General features: G+C 64.4%; 14 protein-coding genes and 1 tRNA gene. 5 read left to right on the forward strand and 10 right to left on the reverse strand.

All coding sequences use genetic code 11. The features are described from left to right. Positions 1-63 precede the first annotated feature (63 nt). Positions 64-1,386 (reverse strand): cation:proton antiporter, encoded by a 1,323-nt coding sequence (locus K3163_RS04700; RefSeq protein ID WP_221552997.1) that lies wholly within the window; start codon positions 1,384-1,386, stop codon positions 64-66. Positions 1,387-1,463: 77 nt separating this feature from the next. Between K3163_RS04700 and K3163_RS04705 the strand changes: the two genes are divergently transcribed. Then, complete coding sequence (locus tag K3163_RS04705; RefSeq protein WP_221552998.1) at positions 1,464-2,360, forward strand: HPr kinase/phosphorylase; 897 nt, start codon at positions 1,464-1,466, stop codon at positions 2,358-2,360. Positions 2,361-2,370: 10 nt separating this feature from the next. On the opposite strand, the gene K3163_RS04710 is transcribed toward K3163_RS04705, so the two are convergent. The 5 genes from K3163_RS04710 to infA form a co-directional block, all read right to left on the reverse strand. Next, positions 2,371-2,446: transfer RNA gene (locus K3163_RS04710), tRNA-Phe, on the reverse strand. Positions 2,447-2,533: 87 nt separating this feature from the next. Next, positions 2,534-2,713: a DNA gyrase inhibitor YacG gene (locus K3163_RS04715; RefSeq protein ID WP_221553967.1), complete on the reverse strand. Its 180-nt coding sequence runs from the start codon at positions 2,711-2,713 to the stop codon at positions 2,534-2,536. 2 nt (positions 2,714-2,715) lie between these two features. Then, entirely contained in the window at positions 2,716-3,669 is a 954-nt protein-coding gene (locus K3163_RS04720; RefSeq protein WP_221553007.1) for a ribonuclease E/G, read from the reverse strand. Beyond that, positions 3,662-4,237, reverse strand: coding sequence for a Maf family protein (locus K3163_RS04725; RefSeq protein WP_221553009.1), 576 nt, complete (start codon positions 4,235-4,237; stop codon positions 3,662-3,664). Before K3163_RS04725 ends, K3163_RS04720 begins: the two co-directional genes overlap by 8 nt. Positions 4,238-4,243: 6 nt before the next feature. Next, positions 4,244-4,489, reverse strand: a complete 246-nt coding sequence (infA, locus tag K3163_RS04730; protein ID WP_007163491.1) for a translation initiation factor IF-1 — start codon at positions 4,487-4,489, stop codon at positions 4,244-4,246. A 228-nt stretch (positions 4,490-4,717) separates the two neighbouring features. On the opposite strand from infA, the gene K3163_RS04735 reads away from it, so the two are divergent. Beyond that, positions 4,718-7,456, forward strand: coding sequence for a TonB-dependent receptor (locus tag K3163_RS04735; RefSeq protein ID WP_221553011.1), 2,739 nt, complete (start codon positions 4,718-4,720; stop codon positions 7,454-7,456). Between the two features lie 7 nt (positions 7,457-7,463). On the opposite strand, the gene K3163_RS04740 is transcribed toward K3163_RS04735, so the two are convergent. From K3163_RS04740 to K3163_RS04755, 4 genes are all read right to left on the reverse strand, one after another. Continuing rightward, positions 7,464-8,252: an esterase/lipase family protein gene (locus tag K3163_RS04740; RefSeq protein WP_222441986.1), complete on the reverse strand. Its 789-nt coding sequence runs from the start codon at positions 8,250-8,252 to the stop codon at positions 7,464-7,466. Next, positions 8,249-9,889, reverse strand: a complete 1,641-nt coding sequence (locus K3163_RS04745; RefSeq protein WP_247712460.1) for a WS/DGAT/MGAT family O-acyltransferase — start codon at positions 9,887-9,889, stop codon at positions 8,249-8,251. Before K3163_RS04745 ends, K3163_RS04740 begins: the two co-directional genes overlap by 4 nt. A gap of 117 nt (positions 9,890-10,006) precedes the next feature. Beyond that, a complete protein-coding gene (locus tag K3163_RS04750; RefSeq protein WP_221553015.1) occupies positions 10,007-11,182 on the reverse strand; it encodes a BaiN/RdsA family NAD(P)/FAD-dependent oxidoreductase in 1,176 nt (391 codons plus the stop codon). Between the two features lie 3 nt (positions 11,183-11,185). Beyond that, complete coding sequence (locus tag K3163_RS04755) at positions 11,186-12,466, reverse strand: APC family permease (protein WP_221428968.1); 1,281 nt, start codon at positions 12,464-12,466, stop codon at positions 11,186-11,188. Positions 12,467-12,531: 65 nt separating this feature from the next. Between K3163_RS04755 and uvrC the strand changes: the two genes are divergently transcribed. The 3 genes from uvrC to K3163_RS04770 all read left to right on the forward strand — a co-directional run bounded on the left by uvrC (position 12,532) and on the right by K3163_RS04770 (position 16,115). Beyond that, positions 12,532-14,511, forward strand: coding sequence for an excinuclease ABC subunit UvrC (uvrC, locus tag K3163_RS04760; RefSeq protein ID WP_221553017.1), 1,980 nt, complete (start codon positions 12,532-12,534; stop codon positions 14,509-14,511). Beyond that, on the forward strand, positions 14,498-15,163 hold the full coding sequence (locus tag K3163_RS04765; protein ID WP_221553019.1) for a TVP38/TMEM64 family protein: 666 nt from the start codon (positions 14,498-14,500) through the stop codon (positions 15,161-15,163). The genes uvrC and K3163_RS04765 overlap by 14 nt, the downstream gene beginning before the upstream one ends. A gap of 130 nt (positions 15,164-15,293) precedes the next feature. After that, positions 15,294-16,115: a universal stress protein gene (locus K3163_RS04770; RefSeq protein WP_221553021.1), complete on the forward strand. Its 822-nt coding sequence runs from the start codon at positions 15,294-15,296 to the stop codon at positions 16,113-16,115. Positions 16,116-16,119 lie beyond the last annotated feature (4 nt).

Genomic DNA, 16,119 nt, shown 5'->3' on the forward strand with positions numbered 1-16,119 from the left:
GCAAGGATCCGCACGGCCCGGGGCGATTGGCTGCCGCTTACCGGAAGGCTGCCGCGAAAGCAATCAGGCCGGTGGCGGGATGGGCGATCCCTGCGCTGTGCCCTCCTCCACCGCAGGGGCGTGTTCGTGCTTCAGTTTCTCGATCAGCCGGCCGAGCGTGGCGCGCTGGACGAGCACGCTGAAGAGCACGGCGGCAAAGGTCGCCGCGAGGATCAGGTCACGCGTCTCGCCCGGCGGGAGCGAGAGGGCGAGCGCGATCGATATGCCGCCGCGAAGGCCGCCCCACCAGAGTACGCGGCCAGCACCCTTGTCCTGCAGGCGCGCTGCGGGGATCGTCTTGGTGGAAACGAAGATACCGACCGCGCGCGCGACCAGCGTGAGCGGGATGGCAAGCAGGCCGAAGATCAGCACGTCGCCGCCTACCGTGAGCACGATCATCTCGAGCCCGATCAGCAGGAAGAGAACCGAATTCAGCAGCTCGTCGACGAGCTCCCAGAACTTGATGACGTAATCGCGCGTCACGTCGCTCATGGCGAAAGTCACGCCCTGGTTGCCGATCATCAGTCCGGCGACCGCCATGGCCAGCGGTCCGGAGATGTGAAGGCTCGAACACAGGGCATAGCCGCCCATCACGATGGCGAGCGTGATCAGAACCTCGAGCGCGTATTCGTCCATGCTGGCGAGCGCGCGATATCCAATCCAGCCGAATACCAGCCCGACCAGCACTCCGCCGCCCGCTTCGATCGCGAACAGTTCCGCACCTTCGATGAAGGAGAAATCCTTCCCGCTGATGGCCGCGCCGAGCAGGATGATGAAGATCACGATGCCCACGCCGTCGTTGAAAAGGCTTTCGCCCGCCACCGCGCTTTGCAGCGACTTGGGCACATTCTCTTCCTTGAGCACGCCGAGGACCGACACGGGATCGGTCGGCGCGATCAGGGCGCCGAAGACGAAATACCAGATCGGCGCGATGGACAGGCCGAGCATCATGCCCACACCCCACATGGCGAGCCCGACCAGCACGGTCGAGATGATGACGCCGACCGTCGACAACAGCAGGACCGGGAGCCAGGCGACCTTCAAACGGTCGAGATCGACATGGAGCGCGCCTGCAAACAGCAGGAAACTGAGCATCCCCTGCAGGAGCGTGTCGGTGAAGTTCATCTGCTGCAGCGTATTCGCCACCCAGTCGTCGAGGGTGATGCCGGGAATGAAGGCATTGGCGACCATCAGGCCGATCGCGGCAATCGCGCCCATGACCGTAAGGCCGATGACATGCGGCAATTTGACGAAGTGATGGTTGAACCATCCGAGCAAGGCAGAGGCGACGACCAGCAGCGCGGCGATGTCGAAGGCGGAGAGCGCAGACGCGGTTTCTTCGTGCATGGCGGCAGCGATAGCGCGGGATAGAAGATTGGCAAAGCTTGCGTGTTGCCAGTCGCTTGGGGCAGCACCCGGCTGTCATGTCTGCGCAGCATCATTATCGGCATTCGGGCCTGCTGGTCGCCTCGGCGATCGAACTGCCCGAATGGCAAGGCTTTGCCTGCGAGCCCGGTGAGCCCGATGTGCGGATCGTGCTGTCGGACGAGCCATGTCCCGATTGCCCTGCCGATGGCAGCGTGGCGGTCGGAGAGAGCCTGCGCTTCGCGGTCGAAGGGATCGGCGGCTGGCAGGTAGAGAGCGGGCATACGATCTCCCTCCATCCCGGACTGACGGCCGACCTGCCCGAACTGCGCCTGTTCACTCTCGGCAGCGCCTGGGGTGGCCTCGGCTATCAGCGCGGCTTCGCCATGTGGCATGGCAGCGCGGTCGCACGTGAAGGTCGCGCGGTGCTGTTCTGCGGCGATGCCGGAGCGGGGAAGAGCACGATGGCGGCTGCGCTGGTGGCGCGCGGAGCAGTGCTCGTGGCGGACGATCTGAGCCGGATCGAACCGGCGCAGGAAAGCGTCTCGATCCACCCATCGTCTGCCCGGATCAAGCTGTGGCGCGAGGCGGTCGAGCGATTTGGGTGGCAGGATCGCGTCCTGCAGCGCGACTATTACCGCGAGGACAAGTTTCATTGTTCTGTCCCCGTGCACTCCGCGGGGAAAGCGCCGCTTCGATTGGCGGCAATCGTGTCGCTCGAAGAAGGCGAAACGCTCTCTTTCCAGCGCTTGCCGGGCGGCGAGGCGCTCAAGACCGCGATGAAGCAGTCGATCTATCGCCCCGAAATGATCGAGGCGCTGGGCAAATGGGGCGAGCAGGGGGCCCTGGGGGCGCAGATCACTGCAAATTGCCAGGTTTATCGCCTCACGCGGCCGAAGGACTTCGCCGCATTGGACGATGCCTGCGAGAGGATCGAATCGCTCTGGTCCGACTGATGGAGGATAGTGGTGCCCGGGGACGGATTCGAACCGCCGACACTGCGATTTTCAGTCGCATGCTCTACCAACTGAGCTACCCGGGCTAACCCTCGCTGCGGCCTCGCGTGGGGCCCTGCAGCGGTTGGAGTGCGCGCCTATGGCGAAGGCGCGCGCGCTTGGCAAGGCCTATTTCAGTCCTCTTGCGGCTTGACCACTTCAGCGGCGATTTCTTCGGGCAGGGCGGGCCTGCCGGGCACGGCGTAACCATCGCCGAACCACTGGGCGAGATCGCGGTCGCGGCAGCGAGTGGAGCAGAACGGGGCGTGCTCTTTGGTGCGCGGTTTTTTGCAAATGGGGCAGGGCTTGGACATGCTCATAGGGGCACAATCTGCACGTTACCGTTTGAATTGCCATATTTGAGGTCGGCTCTAGTCACAACTTCGCGACCTGTGCGGCGACTTAGTTGTGTCAGCCAGTCTTCGGTAAGGTGGCGGATTACATTTGGATGGGCGCTCAGCTCTATTCTCCCTGCACCCTCGAGTCGCTCTGCCTGGCGTAGCAACCAGCGCGCGGCGGCGGCGTGTGGCTGATACTCGACAAGTTCAAGTAGAGATGGACGGTCTCGGCGAGCGACAAGTTGCACGAGGCCAAAACCATTCATTGCGGTCTTCTCATGCGGCCAATCGACCAGCGCTGCAGCCAACGCGCTATCGATTGCGACACGATCACTCTTGGCTGAGATGGTCGGAAAGTCGATTGCCACCGAACCGGTTAGATCGAGACGCCTGATGGTCTGCGCTATGGCAGGGATCGCCGCCAACGCCAGCGCTTTGGGGGAAAGAGGACCATCGATATCGATCGCGGTAAGCGCCGAAGTAGGCTCGACAATCAGCGAACCACCCTCAAACGAGATGATTTTCTCAACCGCATCGACGTACAAGCTATTCCAGTCGTCAATCGAGCGAACCGGTCGTGCGCCTAGCGTTTGCGCAAGTATCGGGGGCTGGCAAATGCTCTTGTCACTTGGCCGTGCCAGCGCGGGCTTCGATCGCACCCTTTCCTCAGTCGCGGCCCTCGTGATTTCGAGCCGAATTTTAGAGCCTTCACTCGCCTCACGCGGCAGGCGATCGACCCAAATTTCATGAAAGGTGTCGAAGAGCGCCACCCCACGAGAGCTACCGGCGGTGCGCTCAATCAGTTCGGCATCCACCACTTGTCCGGGCTTCAGTCCTCCATGCCAGTCAACCCGCGCAGCAATGATCTCGCCATTCTTGACGAGCGCCGCGCGGTCCTCGCCGATCCCTTCCTCGATCAGCCACTCAGGCAATTTGGAATCCTGCCGCCTTCAGCAGTGCGCGCGTTTCGTAGAGCGGCAGGCCGACGACACCCGAATGGCTGCCCTGAATGCGCGCGATCAGTCCTTCGGCGATCCCCTGGATGGCATAGCCGCCTGCTTTCCCGTCCCATTCGCCGCTGGCGATATAGGCGTCGATCTCTTCGCGGGAGAGGCGCTTGAACAGCACGACCGTCTCGCTCAACCGCTCGCGAATGCTGCCGTCGGGTGCGCGCAGGGCAATCGCCGACAACACGCGGTGGCGGCGGCCGGAGAGGAGTTCGAGACACTTGCGGGCCGTTGCCTCATCCTCGGCCTTGGGCAGGATGCGACGCCCTGCGGCGACGACCGTGTCGCCCGCGAGCACGAAGCCGTCCTCGCTTGCGGCAGCCTCGGCCTTTTCGCGCGCCATGCGCTTGGCATAGTCGCGCGGGAGTTCACCCTTGGCGGGCGTCTCGTCGATATCGGCGGGATTGATCGCGTCAGGGCTCAAGCCGAGCCGCGCGATCAGTTCGCGGCGACGCGGGCTGGCAGAGGCGAGTATGAGCTTGGGCGAACCCACTCGGACTTACTGGGGGCCGGGGCCGCCGCGTCCGGGCATGAAGCGGTAGGTGATGCGCGCCTTGGTGAGATCGTAAGGCGTCAGTTCGCAGAGAACCTCGTCGCCAACCAGCACGCGGATGCGGTTCTTGCGCATCTTGCCGGCCGTGTGGCCGAGCACTTCATGGCCGTTCTCGAGCTCGACGCGGAACATGGCATTGGGCAGCAGTTCCACAACGCGCCCGCGCATTTCGAGAAGTTCTTCCTTGGCCATTCGTTTCCTTGATTCTGTGCAGTTAGTCGATTTGTGTCGGGCGCCCATAGCCGGAGGCGGGATAAAAGGAAAGACTTCCGCATTCAGGTCATTGCAAGGCTGCTGCGACGAAGCGTTACACGGCAAGTCCTTGTGCAGAGCCAATTCTTCGTCGACATGCCGGTCGAGGGGGCCAATACAATCGAATTCGGAAGGCATTTCTTGATCTTCTTTGGTACCAGAGCATCGTTGCTAGCCCTCACCGTTGCCGCAAGCGCACAGCCGGGAGCGCTCCTGGCGCAGGATGCCCCTGCCCCTGCGCAGGACGCCGAGGAACAGCAGGCCGATAGCGGGCAGGACGTCTCGGTGGCGGACGCTCCTGTGCTCGACGATGGCGACATCGTCGTCTTCGGCACGCGCCTCAAGGGGCAGCTCACGATCGATCAGCCCCCGCTCGCCGAATATGACGAGGCGGACATCGCCGCTTTCGGGGCAAGCTCGATTGCCGACGTGATTGCCTCCATCGAACCGACGACCGGAAGCAACGCCCGCGGTAGTCGCGGCGGAGGGCGCCCGGTCTTCCTCATCAACGGCATTCGCGTCTCGAGTTTTCGCGAGTTCCGCAGCTATCCGCCCGAGGCAGTCGCCAAGGTCGAGGTTTTCGACGAGGAGGTCGCCCAGCGCTTCGGCTATTCGCCCGACCAGCGCGTGGTGAACATCGTCCTCAAGCCCAATTTCCAGGCGCTGACGGCGGAGGTCGAATACGAACAGCCCAGTCGTGGCGGTTACTCTCGCACCGAGCAGGAAGCGACCTGGCTCAGGATCGGCGAGAAGGGCAGGCTCAATTTCGATATCGAGTTGGAGGACCGCAGCCTGCTGACCGAGGCGGAGCGCGGCCTGACCATTGCGACTGCTCCGGGCGAAGCCGAATTCCGAAGCCTGATCTCCGATACGGCGGGCGTGCAGGTGGAAGCGAACTATGCCCGCGCCTATGCCGATACGGGTACATCGCTCAGCCTCAATGGAACCTTCGCACACAACCAGAGCCGGTCGCTGAACGGCCTTTCGCTCGACGGGATCTCGGTGCTCGAGACTGAGAGCGACACCGACAGCTATTCGGCGGGCGCAACGATCGGCCAGCCCATCGGCGACTGGACCGCGACCTTCACGAGCGACGCGAACCTCACGAAAAGCGACACAACCATCGACCGGGCAGACGCGTCCGGCATCGATACCGCGCTCAGCAAGACCTATTCGGTCGCGAACGACCTGACACTGACCGGCTATCCGATCCAGTTGCCGGCCGGCGACCTTTCCATGACCTTCGACCTCGGGTTCGACTGGAACCGGCTGGAAAGCGAGGATTCACGAAGTGCGAGTGCGCTCGAGCTGGATCGCAGCCGGCTGAATTACGGCGTCAACATCAATGCGCCGGTCCTCGCCCGTGGCGGCCCCATCGGCGGGGTGAACGTCAATTTCTCGGGCGGGGTCGACGATCTTTCGGACTTCGGCACGCTTGCGAACTGGAACCTCGGCGTGAACTGGTCGCCGACCGAAAAGCTCAATTTGAGCGCGACGCGCATCTGGCGCGAGGTCGCGCCCGGCCTCGCCAGCCTTGGCAGTCCGCAGATCGAAAGCCCCAACCGGACCGTGTTCGACTTCACGACCGGCGAGACCGTGCTTGCAACGGTGATCTCCGGGGGAAATCCGAACCTGCGAGGGGAAGCCCAGACCGACTGGAAGTTCAGCGCGAACTGGCAGCTGCCCTTCTGGGAGAATGCTCGCCTCCAGGCCGATTACGGCATCAACCGCTCGCGCGACGTGACCTCGAACCCGTCATTCAGCTCCGCTTTCGAAGAAGCCTTTCCCGATCGGGTCACGCGCGATCCGACGGGCCAGTTGCTCGCGATCGACACCCGCCCGCTCACCCTGTTCCAGACCCGCAGCCGCATCCTCTCCTTCGGGTTCAACACGCGCGGTCAGATCGGCAAGGCGCCCGAGCGGCCCGAGCGAGGCGAACGCGGGCAAGGGCGTCCCGGCGGCCCCCCCTCGGGCGAGCGCAGGGGTGGACCTCCCGGCGGGTTCGACCCCGCGCGCATGGAAGCGATGCGCAAGGTCTTCTGCGAAACTCCGGAAGGCGAAACGCCCGACCTCTCCAAGATCCCCGAGATGTTCCGTTCGCGCCTGCTCGACGCGGATGGCAATCCGGACCCTGAGAAGATCGCCGCAGCCCGCGAACGCTTCTGCGGCGAGGAAGCCGACGAGCGCGCCAAGCGCTTTGCCGCCATGCGCGAGGCGCTCTGCACCGATCCGCCCAAGCTCGACGCATTGCCCGAACGGATGCGTGAAAGGCTTCTCGGCGAAGACGGCGAAATCGATCCCGAGAAGCTGAAGGCGGCGCGCGAGCGCATGTGTTCGGCAGAGGGCGCCGATGGCGAGAGCCAGAACCGCGCGGGCGGGCGTCGCGGAGGCGGCATGGCGCGCATGTTCGGCGGCAATCCGAACGACACGCGTCCGCGATATTTCCTGTCGCTCAACCACACGGTCACGCTCGAGAACGAAGTGCTGCTGTCCGAAGGCGGTCCCCTGTTCGACCAGCTCGACGGCTTCGTGATCGGCGGCGGGGCGATCTCCGAACAGTCGTCACGCCTCGAAGCCGGTGTCTTCTGGCAGGGCTACGGCATGCGCCTGTCGGGCCGCTACGTCGGCGATGCGGTGCTGCGCGGCGGCGACGTGGCGGGTGCGAGCGACCTGTTCTACGGCGATCTGGCCACCTTCGACATTCGCCTGTTCGCCGATCTAGGCGAAGTCACCAAGGCCGAGGACGGCTGGCTGAAGGGACTGCGCGTCTCGCTGCTCGCTAACAACGTGTTCGACGCGCGTCGCCGCGTGACCGATGGCAATGGCGATGTGCCCGACGCTTTCCAGCCGCTCAGGATCGACCCGACGGGCCGCTATCTAGGTATCGATATCCGGAAAGCGTTCTAGCGCAGGCTCAGTGCAGCGCCCGCTTGGGGAAGAACAACCTGGCGAGGCCCTGCGCCTCGAACGGCTTCCAGGCGCCTTCTTCCTGTGCGAGGCGATCCGCCACGGCATAGGCCACGACCGGATTGACGCCGAGACCGCAGTGGCTCGCGACCACTTCGATGTTTTCGCAATCCTCGCGGTCGCCGCACTGGACCGAACCGCGCCAGTGCACCACGCCGTCGGTCCGCGTCAGGATCGAGGTGGTGGGCACGGGCGGAGCTTCGGCAAGACTGCGGAAATTGCCGTCCTGCATCGGCTCGGGCTCCTTGCCGTTCAGATATTCGAACAATCGCGTCGCATTGGTGTGGCGGCGGTCATCGGTGATCGGTGAGCCGAGGCTGATCACCAGACGCACCTTCTCGGGTGCCATCTTGGCCAGTTCGCGTGCGAAGACACCGCCAAGGCTCCAGCCGACGATGCTGATCGGGCGGCCGGTGCGATCGTAATGCTCTTCCACGCAGCCCATCATGGCCTCGATCCGCGCATTGTCGACGCGGACATTGCGGCCGAGGTTCCACCCTTTCGCATCATAGCCGAGGTCGGACAGCAGGCGGCGCAGCGGCGCGGTGGAAGTATCGCCCGCCATGAAGCCGGGCAGGACGAGTACGCCGTGCCCGTCTCCGCGGGGCAATCCGTTCAATAGCGGACGCAGCGCATAGAAACTGGCGAGTTCCCCGAAGGCCCGTCCGGGTTCGGCGAGCAGGAGGAGGCGGCTGGGCGGACGAGCCGCGTCGGGGGTTGCGGTGACAGTGGTCACGTCTTGGATGTTCCTTTCCCTTGCCGGGCAGCCGTCTTGCCTTTTGCGGTCTTTGTACGGCTGGCGACCTTCTTTGTGCCTCCCGCTGCCTTCTTTTTCGGAGCGGGTTTTGCGGGGGCTTTCTTTTTCGGCGTCGCCTGCTTCTTGGCGGCAGGCTTGGTTGCACCCTTCTTAGGCGCTTGTGGTTTCTTTTTGGTAGCCGGAGCGGGCTTTTCCGCAGATTTCGCGGCATCGCGCAGATCTTCGAAGCTTTTCTGGATGCAATCGCGGTAGAATTCCGGATCGGGCATCATTTCGCGGTCGGCGGTGAAGGCGATTGTCGCCTCGTCGGTATAGCTTTGCACCACGTGGGCAAGGCCCATGCCGTCGGTGAGGCAAATGAGCCCCATCATGCTCTCGAGCCTTGCGCCCGCCGAATAGATCGGCACGGGCGGCCCCGGCACATTGGTGACGACGGTGGTGAAGACCGGTCCGACGCCGCGGTTCGCGAGGCTGAGCCGGCTGTAGAGCTGCGCGCCCAGCGCCATGAACAGCGCCGGGCTGGCCTTGCTCATCTCGGTCATGTTGCGCGCGCCCAGGGCATCGGTCATCGCCTTGGAGTTCGTAGTGCGGCCATGCACCCAGTCGAGCCGCTCGATCGGGTCCGCGATATGCGTGCCGAGCGGCGCGATCATCGCTGCCACTTGGTTGCCCATCGAGTTCTTCTCGTCCTTCGCTCGGACCGAGATGGGCGCCATGGCGGTCAGCGTCTTCTTGGGCAGTTCGCCCTTGTCCTCGAGATAGCGCCGCATCGCGCCGCCGATGATGGTGAGGAATACATCGTTGACCTTCGCCCCTTCCGAAGCGGTGCGGATCGCCTTGATGTCGACCAGCGGGACGCTGACCCCCTCGACCACGCGGTGCGGCGAGATCTTGCGGTTGAAGCGCGTCTTGGGTGCGATCATCTCGGTCGAGACGTCGAATTCCTTCGCAGCCAGCCCTTTCAGCGCCTTGGCGAGGCCGGGGGCTGCCTTGGCCGCTACTTCCAGCTGCTTAAGCGGATTGGTAATCGCGCTCATGTAGCTGCGACCAAGCAACTCCACCGGATTGGGCAGCTTCTCCGGCTTCCACTCGTCCGGGCCGGGAGGCGGTGGCTCGTCGGGCCGCAGCGTATGAGTCGCTTCCATCAGGTCGATACCGCTCATCCCGTCGATCGCGGCATGATGGACCTTGGTGATGTAGGCGTAGCAGCCCTTGGGAATGCCTTCGACATTGTCGAGCCCCTCGACCACGGTGAATTCCCACGGCGGGCGGTCGAGGTCGAGCGGGCGGGCGAAAATACGCGCCGCCTGGATACAGAGCTGCCGCCAGTCACCCGGTTCGGGCAGGGCCACGTGGCGGACATGGTATTCGAGATCGAAATCGGGATCCTCGATCCAGTAGGGATAGTCGAGGTCGAACGGCACGCGCACCAGTCGCTGGCGCATGGTGGTGGAAAGCTGCAGCCGGCTTTCGATGAAAGACAGGATGTCCTTGAACCTCACGAAGCCGCCGGGCGCGGTCTCCGGATTGTAGATGAGGATCGAGCCGATGTGCATCGGCGAATTGCGCGTTTCCAGCGCAACGAAGCTGGCATCCATGCCCTGAAGCTGCTGCATCAGGCTCTCCTGCAACGGCCCGCTTTTCGCAGGTCCACAAGCGTTGGAGGCTAGCAGAGCGCGGAAAGCGGTCAACTTGCCGCAGCGGTCAACACCTGCCGTAGCAGTTTCAGGAGGTTACAGCGCTTCGCCCGCCGCTACGCCGCTGGCCCATGCCCACTGGAAGTTGTAGCCGCCCAGCCAGCCGGTCACATCGACCGCTTCGCCGATTGCGAAAAGGCCGGGCACTTTCTTCGCCTCCATGGTCTTGGAGGAGAGCTCCGCGGTCGAAATCCCGCCCACGGTGACTTCGGCCTTGGCGAAGCCTTCCGTGCCGCTGGGGCGGAAGGTCCAGCGCTTCAGGCGTTCCTGTGAGCTGCGCAGGGCCTTATCGCTCACATTGCCCAGCTCGGTATCCACGCCGAGTTTCTCGGCAAGGATATCGGCCAGCCGGTCGGGCAATGCCTCGCGCAGGACCGAGCGCATGGTGGCGCGCGGGGTTTCGCGCTTTCGGTCGAGAAGCCAGTCGCCCGTATCCTCGGGCAGGAAATCGATGGAGACCTCCTCTCCCGGTTTCCAGTAGGACGACACCTGCAGGATCGAGGGGCCCGAAAGCCCGCGATGGGTGAACAGCGCCGCCTCGGGGAAGCTCGCCTTTCCGGCGCTGGCGACGACGGGGGCGGAGACGCCGGAAATCTCGCGGAACAGTACCTCTTCGCCGCCCAGCGTCAGCGGGACGAGGGCAGGGCGCGGCTCGACGACCTTGAGCCCGAACTGCCGGGCGAGGTCATAGGCAAAGCCGGTCGCGCCCATCTTGGGGATCGAGGGGCCGCCCGTGGCGATCACGAGGGCCGGTGCCGTCACGATCTCGCCATTGGCCATTACGGCAAAGCGTCCGCCGTCATACTCGACCGCGGTCACTTCGGCGTTGCAGCGGAGCTCGACATCGCCTTTCGCGCACTCCTCGAGCAGCATCTCGACGATCTGCTTGGATGAGCCGTCGCAGAACAGCTGGCCGAGCGTCTTTTCGTGCCAGGCAATGCCGTAGCTTTCGACGAGGTCGAGGAAGTCGCGCGGCGTGAAGCGGGCCAGCGCAGACTTGGCGAAATGCGGATTGCCGGAAAGGTAGTTCGCCGGTCCCGCGCCGATATTGGTGAAATTGCAGCGCCCGCCACCGGAGATGAGGATCTTCTTGCCCGGCTTCTCTGCCTTTTCGAGCACCAGCACGCGCTTGCCCAGCTGGCCGGCACGCGCCGCGCACATCAGCCCGGCCGCACCGGCGCCGAGGATTATCGCGTCAAAACTTTCGGGCATGGCCTAGGCTGCTTCAGGCTCCAGCGGCGCCTGGCGGGCCGCGATGAAATAGAACAGCGTGCCAAGCGCAAACAGGCCGAAGAAGGTGATCCACGCCTGCGCATCGGCGTGGCTCGCGACCCAGCCGGTGCTGACGAATGCGAGGCCCGCCACCACTGCGCGTAAAGGATTTAGTGCGCCGTCGCGCTGCTCGAGCACGGGCAGGGCAGCGGCGCTGACCAGATAGGTGAAGAGCCGCGTCAGCGTGCCGGCCAGTGCAAGCGCTTCGAAGCCTTCCCAGAGGCCGAATGCAATGCCTGCTACGCCGTAGAAGATGATCGAATTCGAGGGCGTCTGCCACCGCGGGCTGACGCGCGCGAACCAGCGCGGAAGCATGCCGCGTTCGGCCATGCCATAGGTCATGCGTGGCAGACTCACGCCGCCCTGGAAGTTGTTGCCCGCAATGCTGAATGCGGCGGCAAAGACGATTGCGAATGCGCCGAACTGCCCCATGCTGACTTCGGCAGCTCCGGCAAGGGCATTGTCCTCGCCCCCGGTGCCGGGACCGATGGCAAGGAATGCCCAGATGATCGCCATGTAGAGCAAGGTCACCGCGCCGAGCGTGGTGAGCAGCGCCAGCGGCACATCACGCTTGGGCCGTTTCATCTCGCCTGCGGGCAGCACGACTGTCTCGAAGCCCATGAAGGCATAATAGAGCAGCAGCACGACGGTCTCGACCTCGCCGAATTCGGGCAGTGCGAAGGTCACATCGTTCGTTCCGGCAAAGAGAGCGGAAACGACCAGCAGGCCGAGCGGGGCCAGCTTGAGGATCGTCATCAGACCCAGCGCGCCCACTGATTTCCTCATCCCGAACAGGTTGATTGCCGTCAGGATGGCGATGATCGTCGCGACCGCTCCAACCCGCATTACCGGATCATTGAGAACGGGAAACAACGCCCCGAGATAGGCGACCATCACATGCGTATTGGCCGCCACGGTCACGATCGCGCTCATGTAGCGCATCCAGCCCGCCTGATATCCGATGAAGCGTCCGAACGCCGCCTCGCCGTAGAGGACGGGGCCGCCCGAATGGTCGAAGCGCGTCGCAAGCCATGCGAAGACGAGGATCAGCGGGGCAAACAGGAGGCCACCTGCCAGCATCAGCCAGGGCGCAAAATCGCCGACAGCGGCCACGAGGATGGCGGGCATGGCGAAGATGCCTGCCCCGATCATGCCGTTTACCGGGAAGAGTGCCGTACCCCAGAATCCGACCGTACGTGGCGGTGCGATTGTTTTTCCGTCCATGGCGGCAGGGGATGGCGGCAAACGCGGCTTTGCACAAGCGATGCGAGCGCACTATCTCCACCTCCATGTCGCGCACGGGCTTTAGTTCCGGGGCAGGTTCCCCCCACGATCCGAGAGGAAAGGAGCGTTTCAACGAGGAACGCGCCACGAAGGTCGTGGCCAGCGCGCAGCCCGATCTCGAAACCGGCATCAAGGTGATCCGCGAGACGGTGAAGACGCTGAAGCCGCGCCCCGGCGTCTACCGCATGCTCGATACGCGCGGTGACGTGCTCTACGTCGGCAAGGCGCGCAGCCTGAAGGCACGCGTCGCGAACTACACGCAGGTAAAGGGTCTTTCGAACCGCCTCCAGCGCATGGTCAGCCAGTGCCGCGCGATGGAGATCGTGGTCACCAATTCGGAAGCCGAGGCGCTGCTGCTCGAGGCGCAGCTGATCAAGCGCTACCGCCCGCCGTTCAACGTGCTGCTGCGCGACGACAAGAGCTTCCCTTTCATCCTTTTGCGCGCCGATCACGCGTTCCCGCGCATCCAGAAGCACCGCGGCGCGCGGCGGGCCAAGGGCAATTACTACGGACCTTTCGCCAGCGCCGGATCGGTCAACAAGACACTGAACGCACTGCAGAAACTCTTCCTGCTGAGGAGCTGCACCGACAGCTTCTTCAACAACCGCGACCGGCCCTGCCTGCTCTACCAGATCAAGCGTTGCTCGGCGCCATGCGTCGGCCGGATCGACGAGGCGGGCTATGACGCGCTGGTACAGGAGGCGAAGGACTTCCTCTCGGGCAAGTCGAGCGCGGTGCAGGCCAATATCGAACAGCAGATGGCGAAGGCGGCCGAGGATCTCGATTTCGAGACCGCCGCGATCCTGCGCGACCGGCTTCGCGCGGCGACATTCATCCAGGGCTCGCAGGCGATCAACGCCAGCGGCGTGGGCGATGCGGACGTGTTCGCTCTTGCAGCCAAGGGCGGGCAGATCGGCGTGCAGGCCTTCTTCATCCGCGGCGGGCAGAACTGGGGCCACAAGGCCTTCTTCCCGAAGAACACGGGCGATCTCGAGCATCCCGAGGTGCTGTCCGACGTGCTTTTGCAATTCTACGAGGAAGTGCCGCCGCCCAAGACCATTCTCGTCGATCGCGAACTGGCCGAGCAGGAGCTGATTGCCGAAGCTCTGGCGGAGAAAGCTGGCCACGCGGTCGTGATCTCGATCCCGCAGCGCGGCGACCGCCGCAAGCTAATGCAGCAGGCCTCGCGCAATGCCACCGAGGCACTGGACCGGCGGCTGGCCGAAAGCGGCACCAAGGCGCAGCGCATGCGCGAGCTGGCGGAGTTCCTCGAACTCGACGAAGTGCCGCAGCGTATCGAGATCTACGACAACAGCCATATCCAGGGCGACAAGGCGCTGGGCGCGATGGTGGTTGCCTCGCCGGAAGGCTTCGAAAAGGGCCAGTACCGCAAGTTCAACATCAAGCAGGCGCAGACGAACGACGATTTCGGAATGATGCGCGAAGTCATGGCGCGCCGTTTCCGCAAGCTCGCCGAAACCGAGCGCGATGACGAGAATTCGCCAAAGGGCAAGGGTCATGAGGCTATCTGGCCCGACCTCCTGCTGATCGACGGCGGCAAGGGACAGGTGTCCAGCGTCATGGCCGTGCTGGAAGACCTCGGTATCGCGGATGATGTGCCGGTCATCGGTATCGCGAAGGGCCCGCATCATGGCCGCCAGGGGCGCGAGGTGTTCCACTTCCCCGACGGGCGCGAGAAGACGCTGCCGGTGAATTCACAGCTGCTGTTCTACCTCCAGACCCTGCGCGACGAAGTCCACCGCTTCGCCATCGGCGCACACCGCGCCAAGCGCAGCCGCGCGATCACCGCATCGCCGCTCGACGAGATCCCGGGCATCGGCCCTGCACGAAAGCGGGCCTTGCTGCTGCATTTCGGCACTGCCGGGAAGGTTCGCGCTGCGGCGCTTGACGATCTCAAGCGTGCACCGGGTATAAGCGAGGGTGTGGCACAGCAAATTTACGACTTCTACCATGCAGGAGGGTGAGAAGCTCACTCCGCTGCGGCGCTGGCTCAGGATCGGCGGAATTGCTGCGGCCCTGTTTATCCTGCCCATCCTCATCATCCTGCCCTTCGGCGACCGGCTGGTCGATATCGCGCGCAATCTCGGATCGCAAAGCGCGGCTGCGGCATTCCTCGCCGTCATTATGCTGCTCGCGCTCGATAGCGTGGCGATCATACCCCATGGACTGGTCGGGGCGCTTGCGGGCTCGGCGCTGGACTGGCCGCTGGCGGCAGCGGCGACCTGGGTGGGGATCATGGTCGCGAGCTGTATCGCCTATGCCATCGGGCGCTTCGCCGGACGACCGCTCGCCCGGCGCCTGCTTGGCGCGGACGATCTCGCGGCCGCCGAGGGTAGGGCCGCCCGCATATCCGCGCTCCTGCTGTTCGCGACGCGGCCGGTGCCTGTGCTGGGCGAGGTGATCCTCGTTGCCGCGGGTATCGCCCGCTATTCCTTTCGCCGTTTCCTGCTGGCGATCGGCAGCGCGAACCTAGTCCTCGCGCTGGCCTATACCGGGCTGGGCGGGGCGATCGGCGCCAGCGATCCGGAACGGCTGATGCTCATTGCGACGCTGGGCATTCCGGCGGCAGGCGGTATTGCCTACGCTCTCGTCCGATTGGTCTCGAAGAAGCGCTGACTGGGCGCATCTCTATTTTTTCGCGGAAATTGCGCTGGATCAATGAAGCGCTGCACGTCGCGGCCTAGCCTGATGGCAATGCTGGAGAGGAGAATTGTCCTCGATCAGCCTGCCAATCAGGAGACCTGCGATGAAATCCATCCTCTTCAACGCCCATGCCGACGCCGGCCATGCCCGGCGGCTCGACGCGGCACTCGACCTGGCGCGCGCATTCGACAGCCACCTGACGGTTCTGGCTGCCATTCCCTACGAGGCGTCGGCGGCAATCGATCCCTATGGCGCCGCCTTTGCGGCGATGGTGCCGGTCTGGCGCGAGCAGGTGCAGACATTGCGCGAAGAGACCGAGAAAGACCTCGCGAACGAAGGCGTACCGTGGGACTGGGTGGAGAAAGCAGGGCCGGTGTCACTGGCCCTGCTGCAGCGTTCCTCGCTGGCGGACCTCGTGATCCTGGGTGAACGTGATCCGACGTCCGGCGGCAAGGCTCCTTCCTTCACGGCCGGCGAACTCGCCGTAACCGCGAACTGCCCGGTCCTAGTCCTGCCCGACGATTGCAAGCGCCTCGATCCGGACAAACCGGCGCTCGTCGCGTGGGACGGATCGGCGGAAAGCTCGCATGCGCTGCGGGCAGCCGTTCCGCTCCTCAAGCGGGCGAGCACGGTCTATCTTGCCACCGTGCGCAGCGAGAAGCCCGCCAAGCGCGACCGGTTCGACCTGCCACCGGTGCGCGGGGCAGACTATCTATCGCACCACGGCATAAGCAGCGAAGTGGTCGAGCTCGAGCCCGACGCGAAGGGCACGGCCCACACGCTGCTCAACGCCGCAGAGGTTCGCGGAGCCGGCCTCATCGTGATGGGCGCCTACGGCAGGACGCGTGTCGCCGAATGGATCTTCGGCGGCGTGACCCGCGCCATGCTGTCGGACGTGCGTATCCCGTTGTTGCTCAAGCACTGATCGG

It is taken from the genome of Qipengyuania xiapuensis, assembly GCF_019711395.1.
Classification (GTDB): domain Bacteria; phylum Pseudomonadota; class Alphaproteobacteria; order Sphingomonadales; family Sphingomonadaceae; genus Qipengyuania; species Qipengyuania xiapuensis.

Excerpts from the sequence above, each read along its gene's own strand:
- K3163_RS04715 (WP_221553967.1), bottom strand. The coding sequence starts at position 2,713 with ATGTCCAAGCCCTGCCCCATTTGCAAAAAACCGCGCACCAAAGAGCAC.
- K3163_RS04755 (WP_221428968.1), bottom strand. The coding sequence starts at position 12,466 with ATGGACGGAAAAACAATCGCACCGCCACGTACGGTCGGATTCTGGGGT.
- infA (WP_007163491.1), bottom strand. The coding sequence starts at position 4,489 with ATGGCCAAGGAAGAACTTCTCGAAATGCGCGGGCGCGTTGTGGAACTG.
- uvrC (WP_221553017.1), top strand. The coding sequence starts at position 12,532 with ATGTCGCGCACGGGCTTTAGTTCCGGGGCAGGTTCCCCCCACGATCCG.
- K3163_RS04765 (WP_221553019.1), top strand. The coding sequence starts at position 14,498 with ATGCAGGAGGGTGAGAAGCTCACTCCGCTGCGGCGCTGGCTCAGGATC.
- K3163_RS04770 (WP_221553021.1), top strand. The coding sequence starts at position 15,294 with ATGAAATCCATCCTCTTCAACGCCCATGCCGACGCCGGCCATGCCCGG.
- K3163_RS04750 (WP_221553015.1), bottom strand. The coding sequence starts at position 11,182 with ATGCCCGAAAGTTTTGACGCGATAATCCTCGGCGCCGGTGCGGCCGGG.
- K3163_RS04745 (WP_247712460.1), bottom strand. The coding sequence starts at position 9,889 with ATGCAGCAGCTTCAGGGCATGGATGCCAGCTTCGTTGCGCTGGAAACG.
- K3163_RS04705 (WP_221552998.1), top strand. The coding sequence starts at position 1,464 with ATGTCTGCGCAGCATCATTATCGGCATTCGGGCCTGCTGGTCGCCTCG.
- K3163_RS04700 (WP_221552997.1), bottom strand. The coding sequence starts at position 1,386 with ATGCACGAAGAAACCGCGTCTGCGCTCTCCGCCTTCGACATCGCCGCG.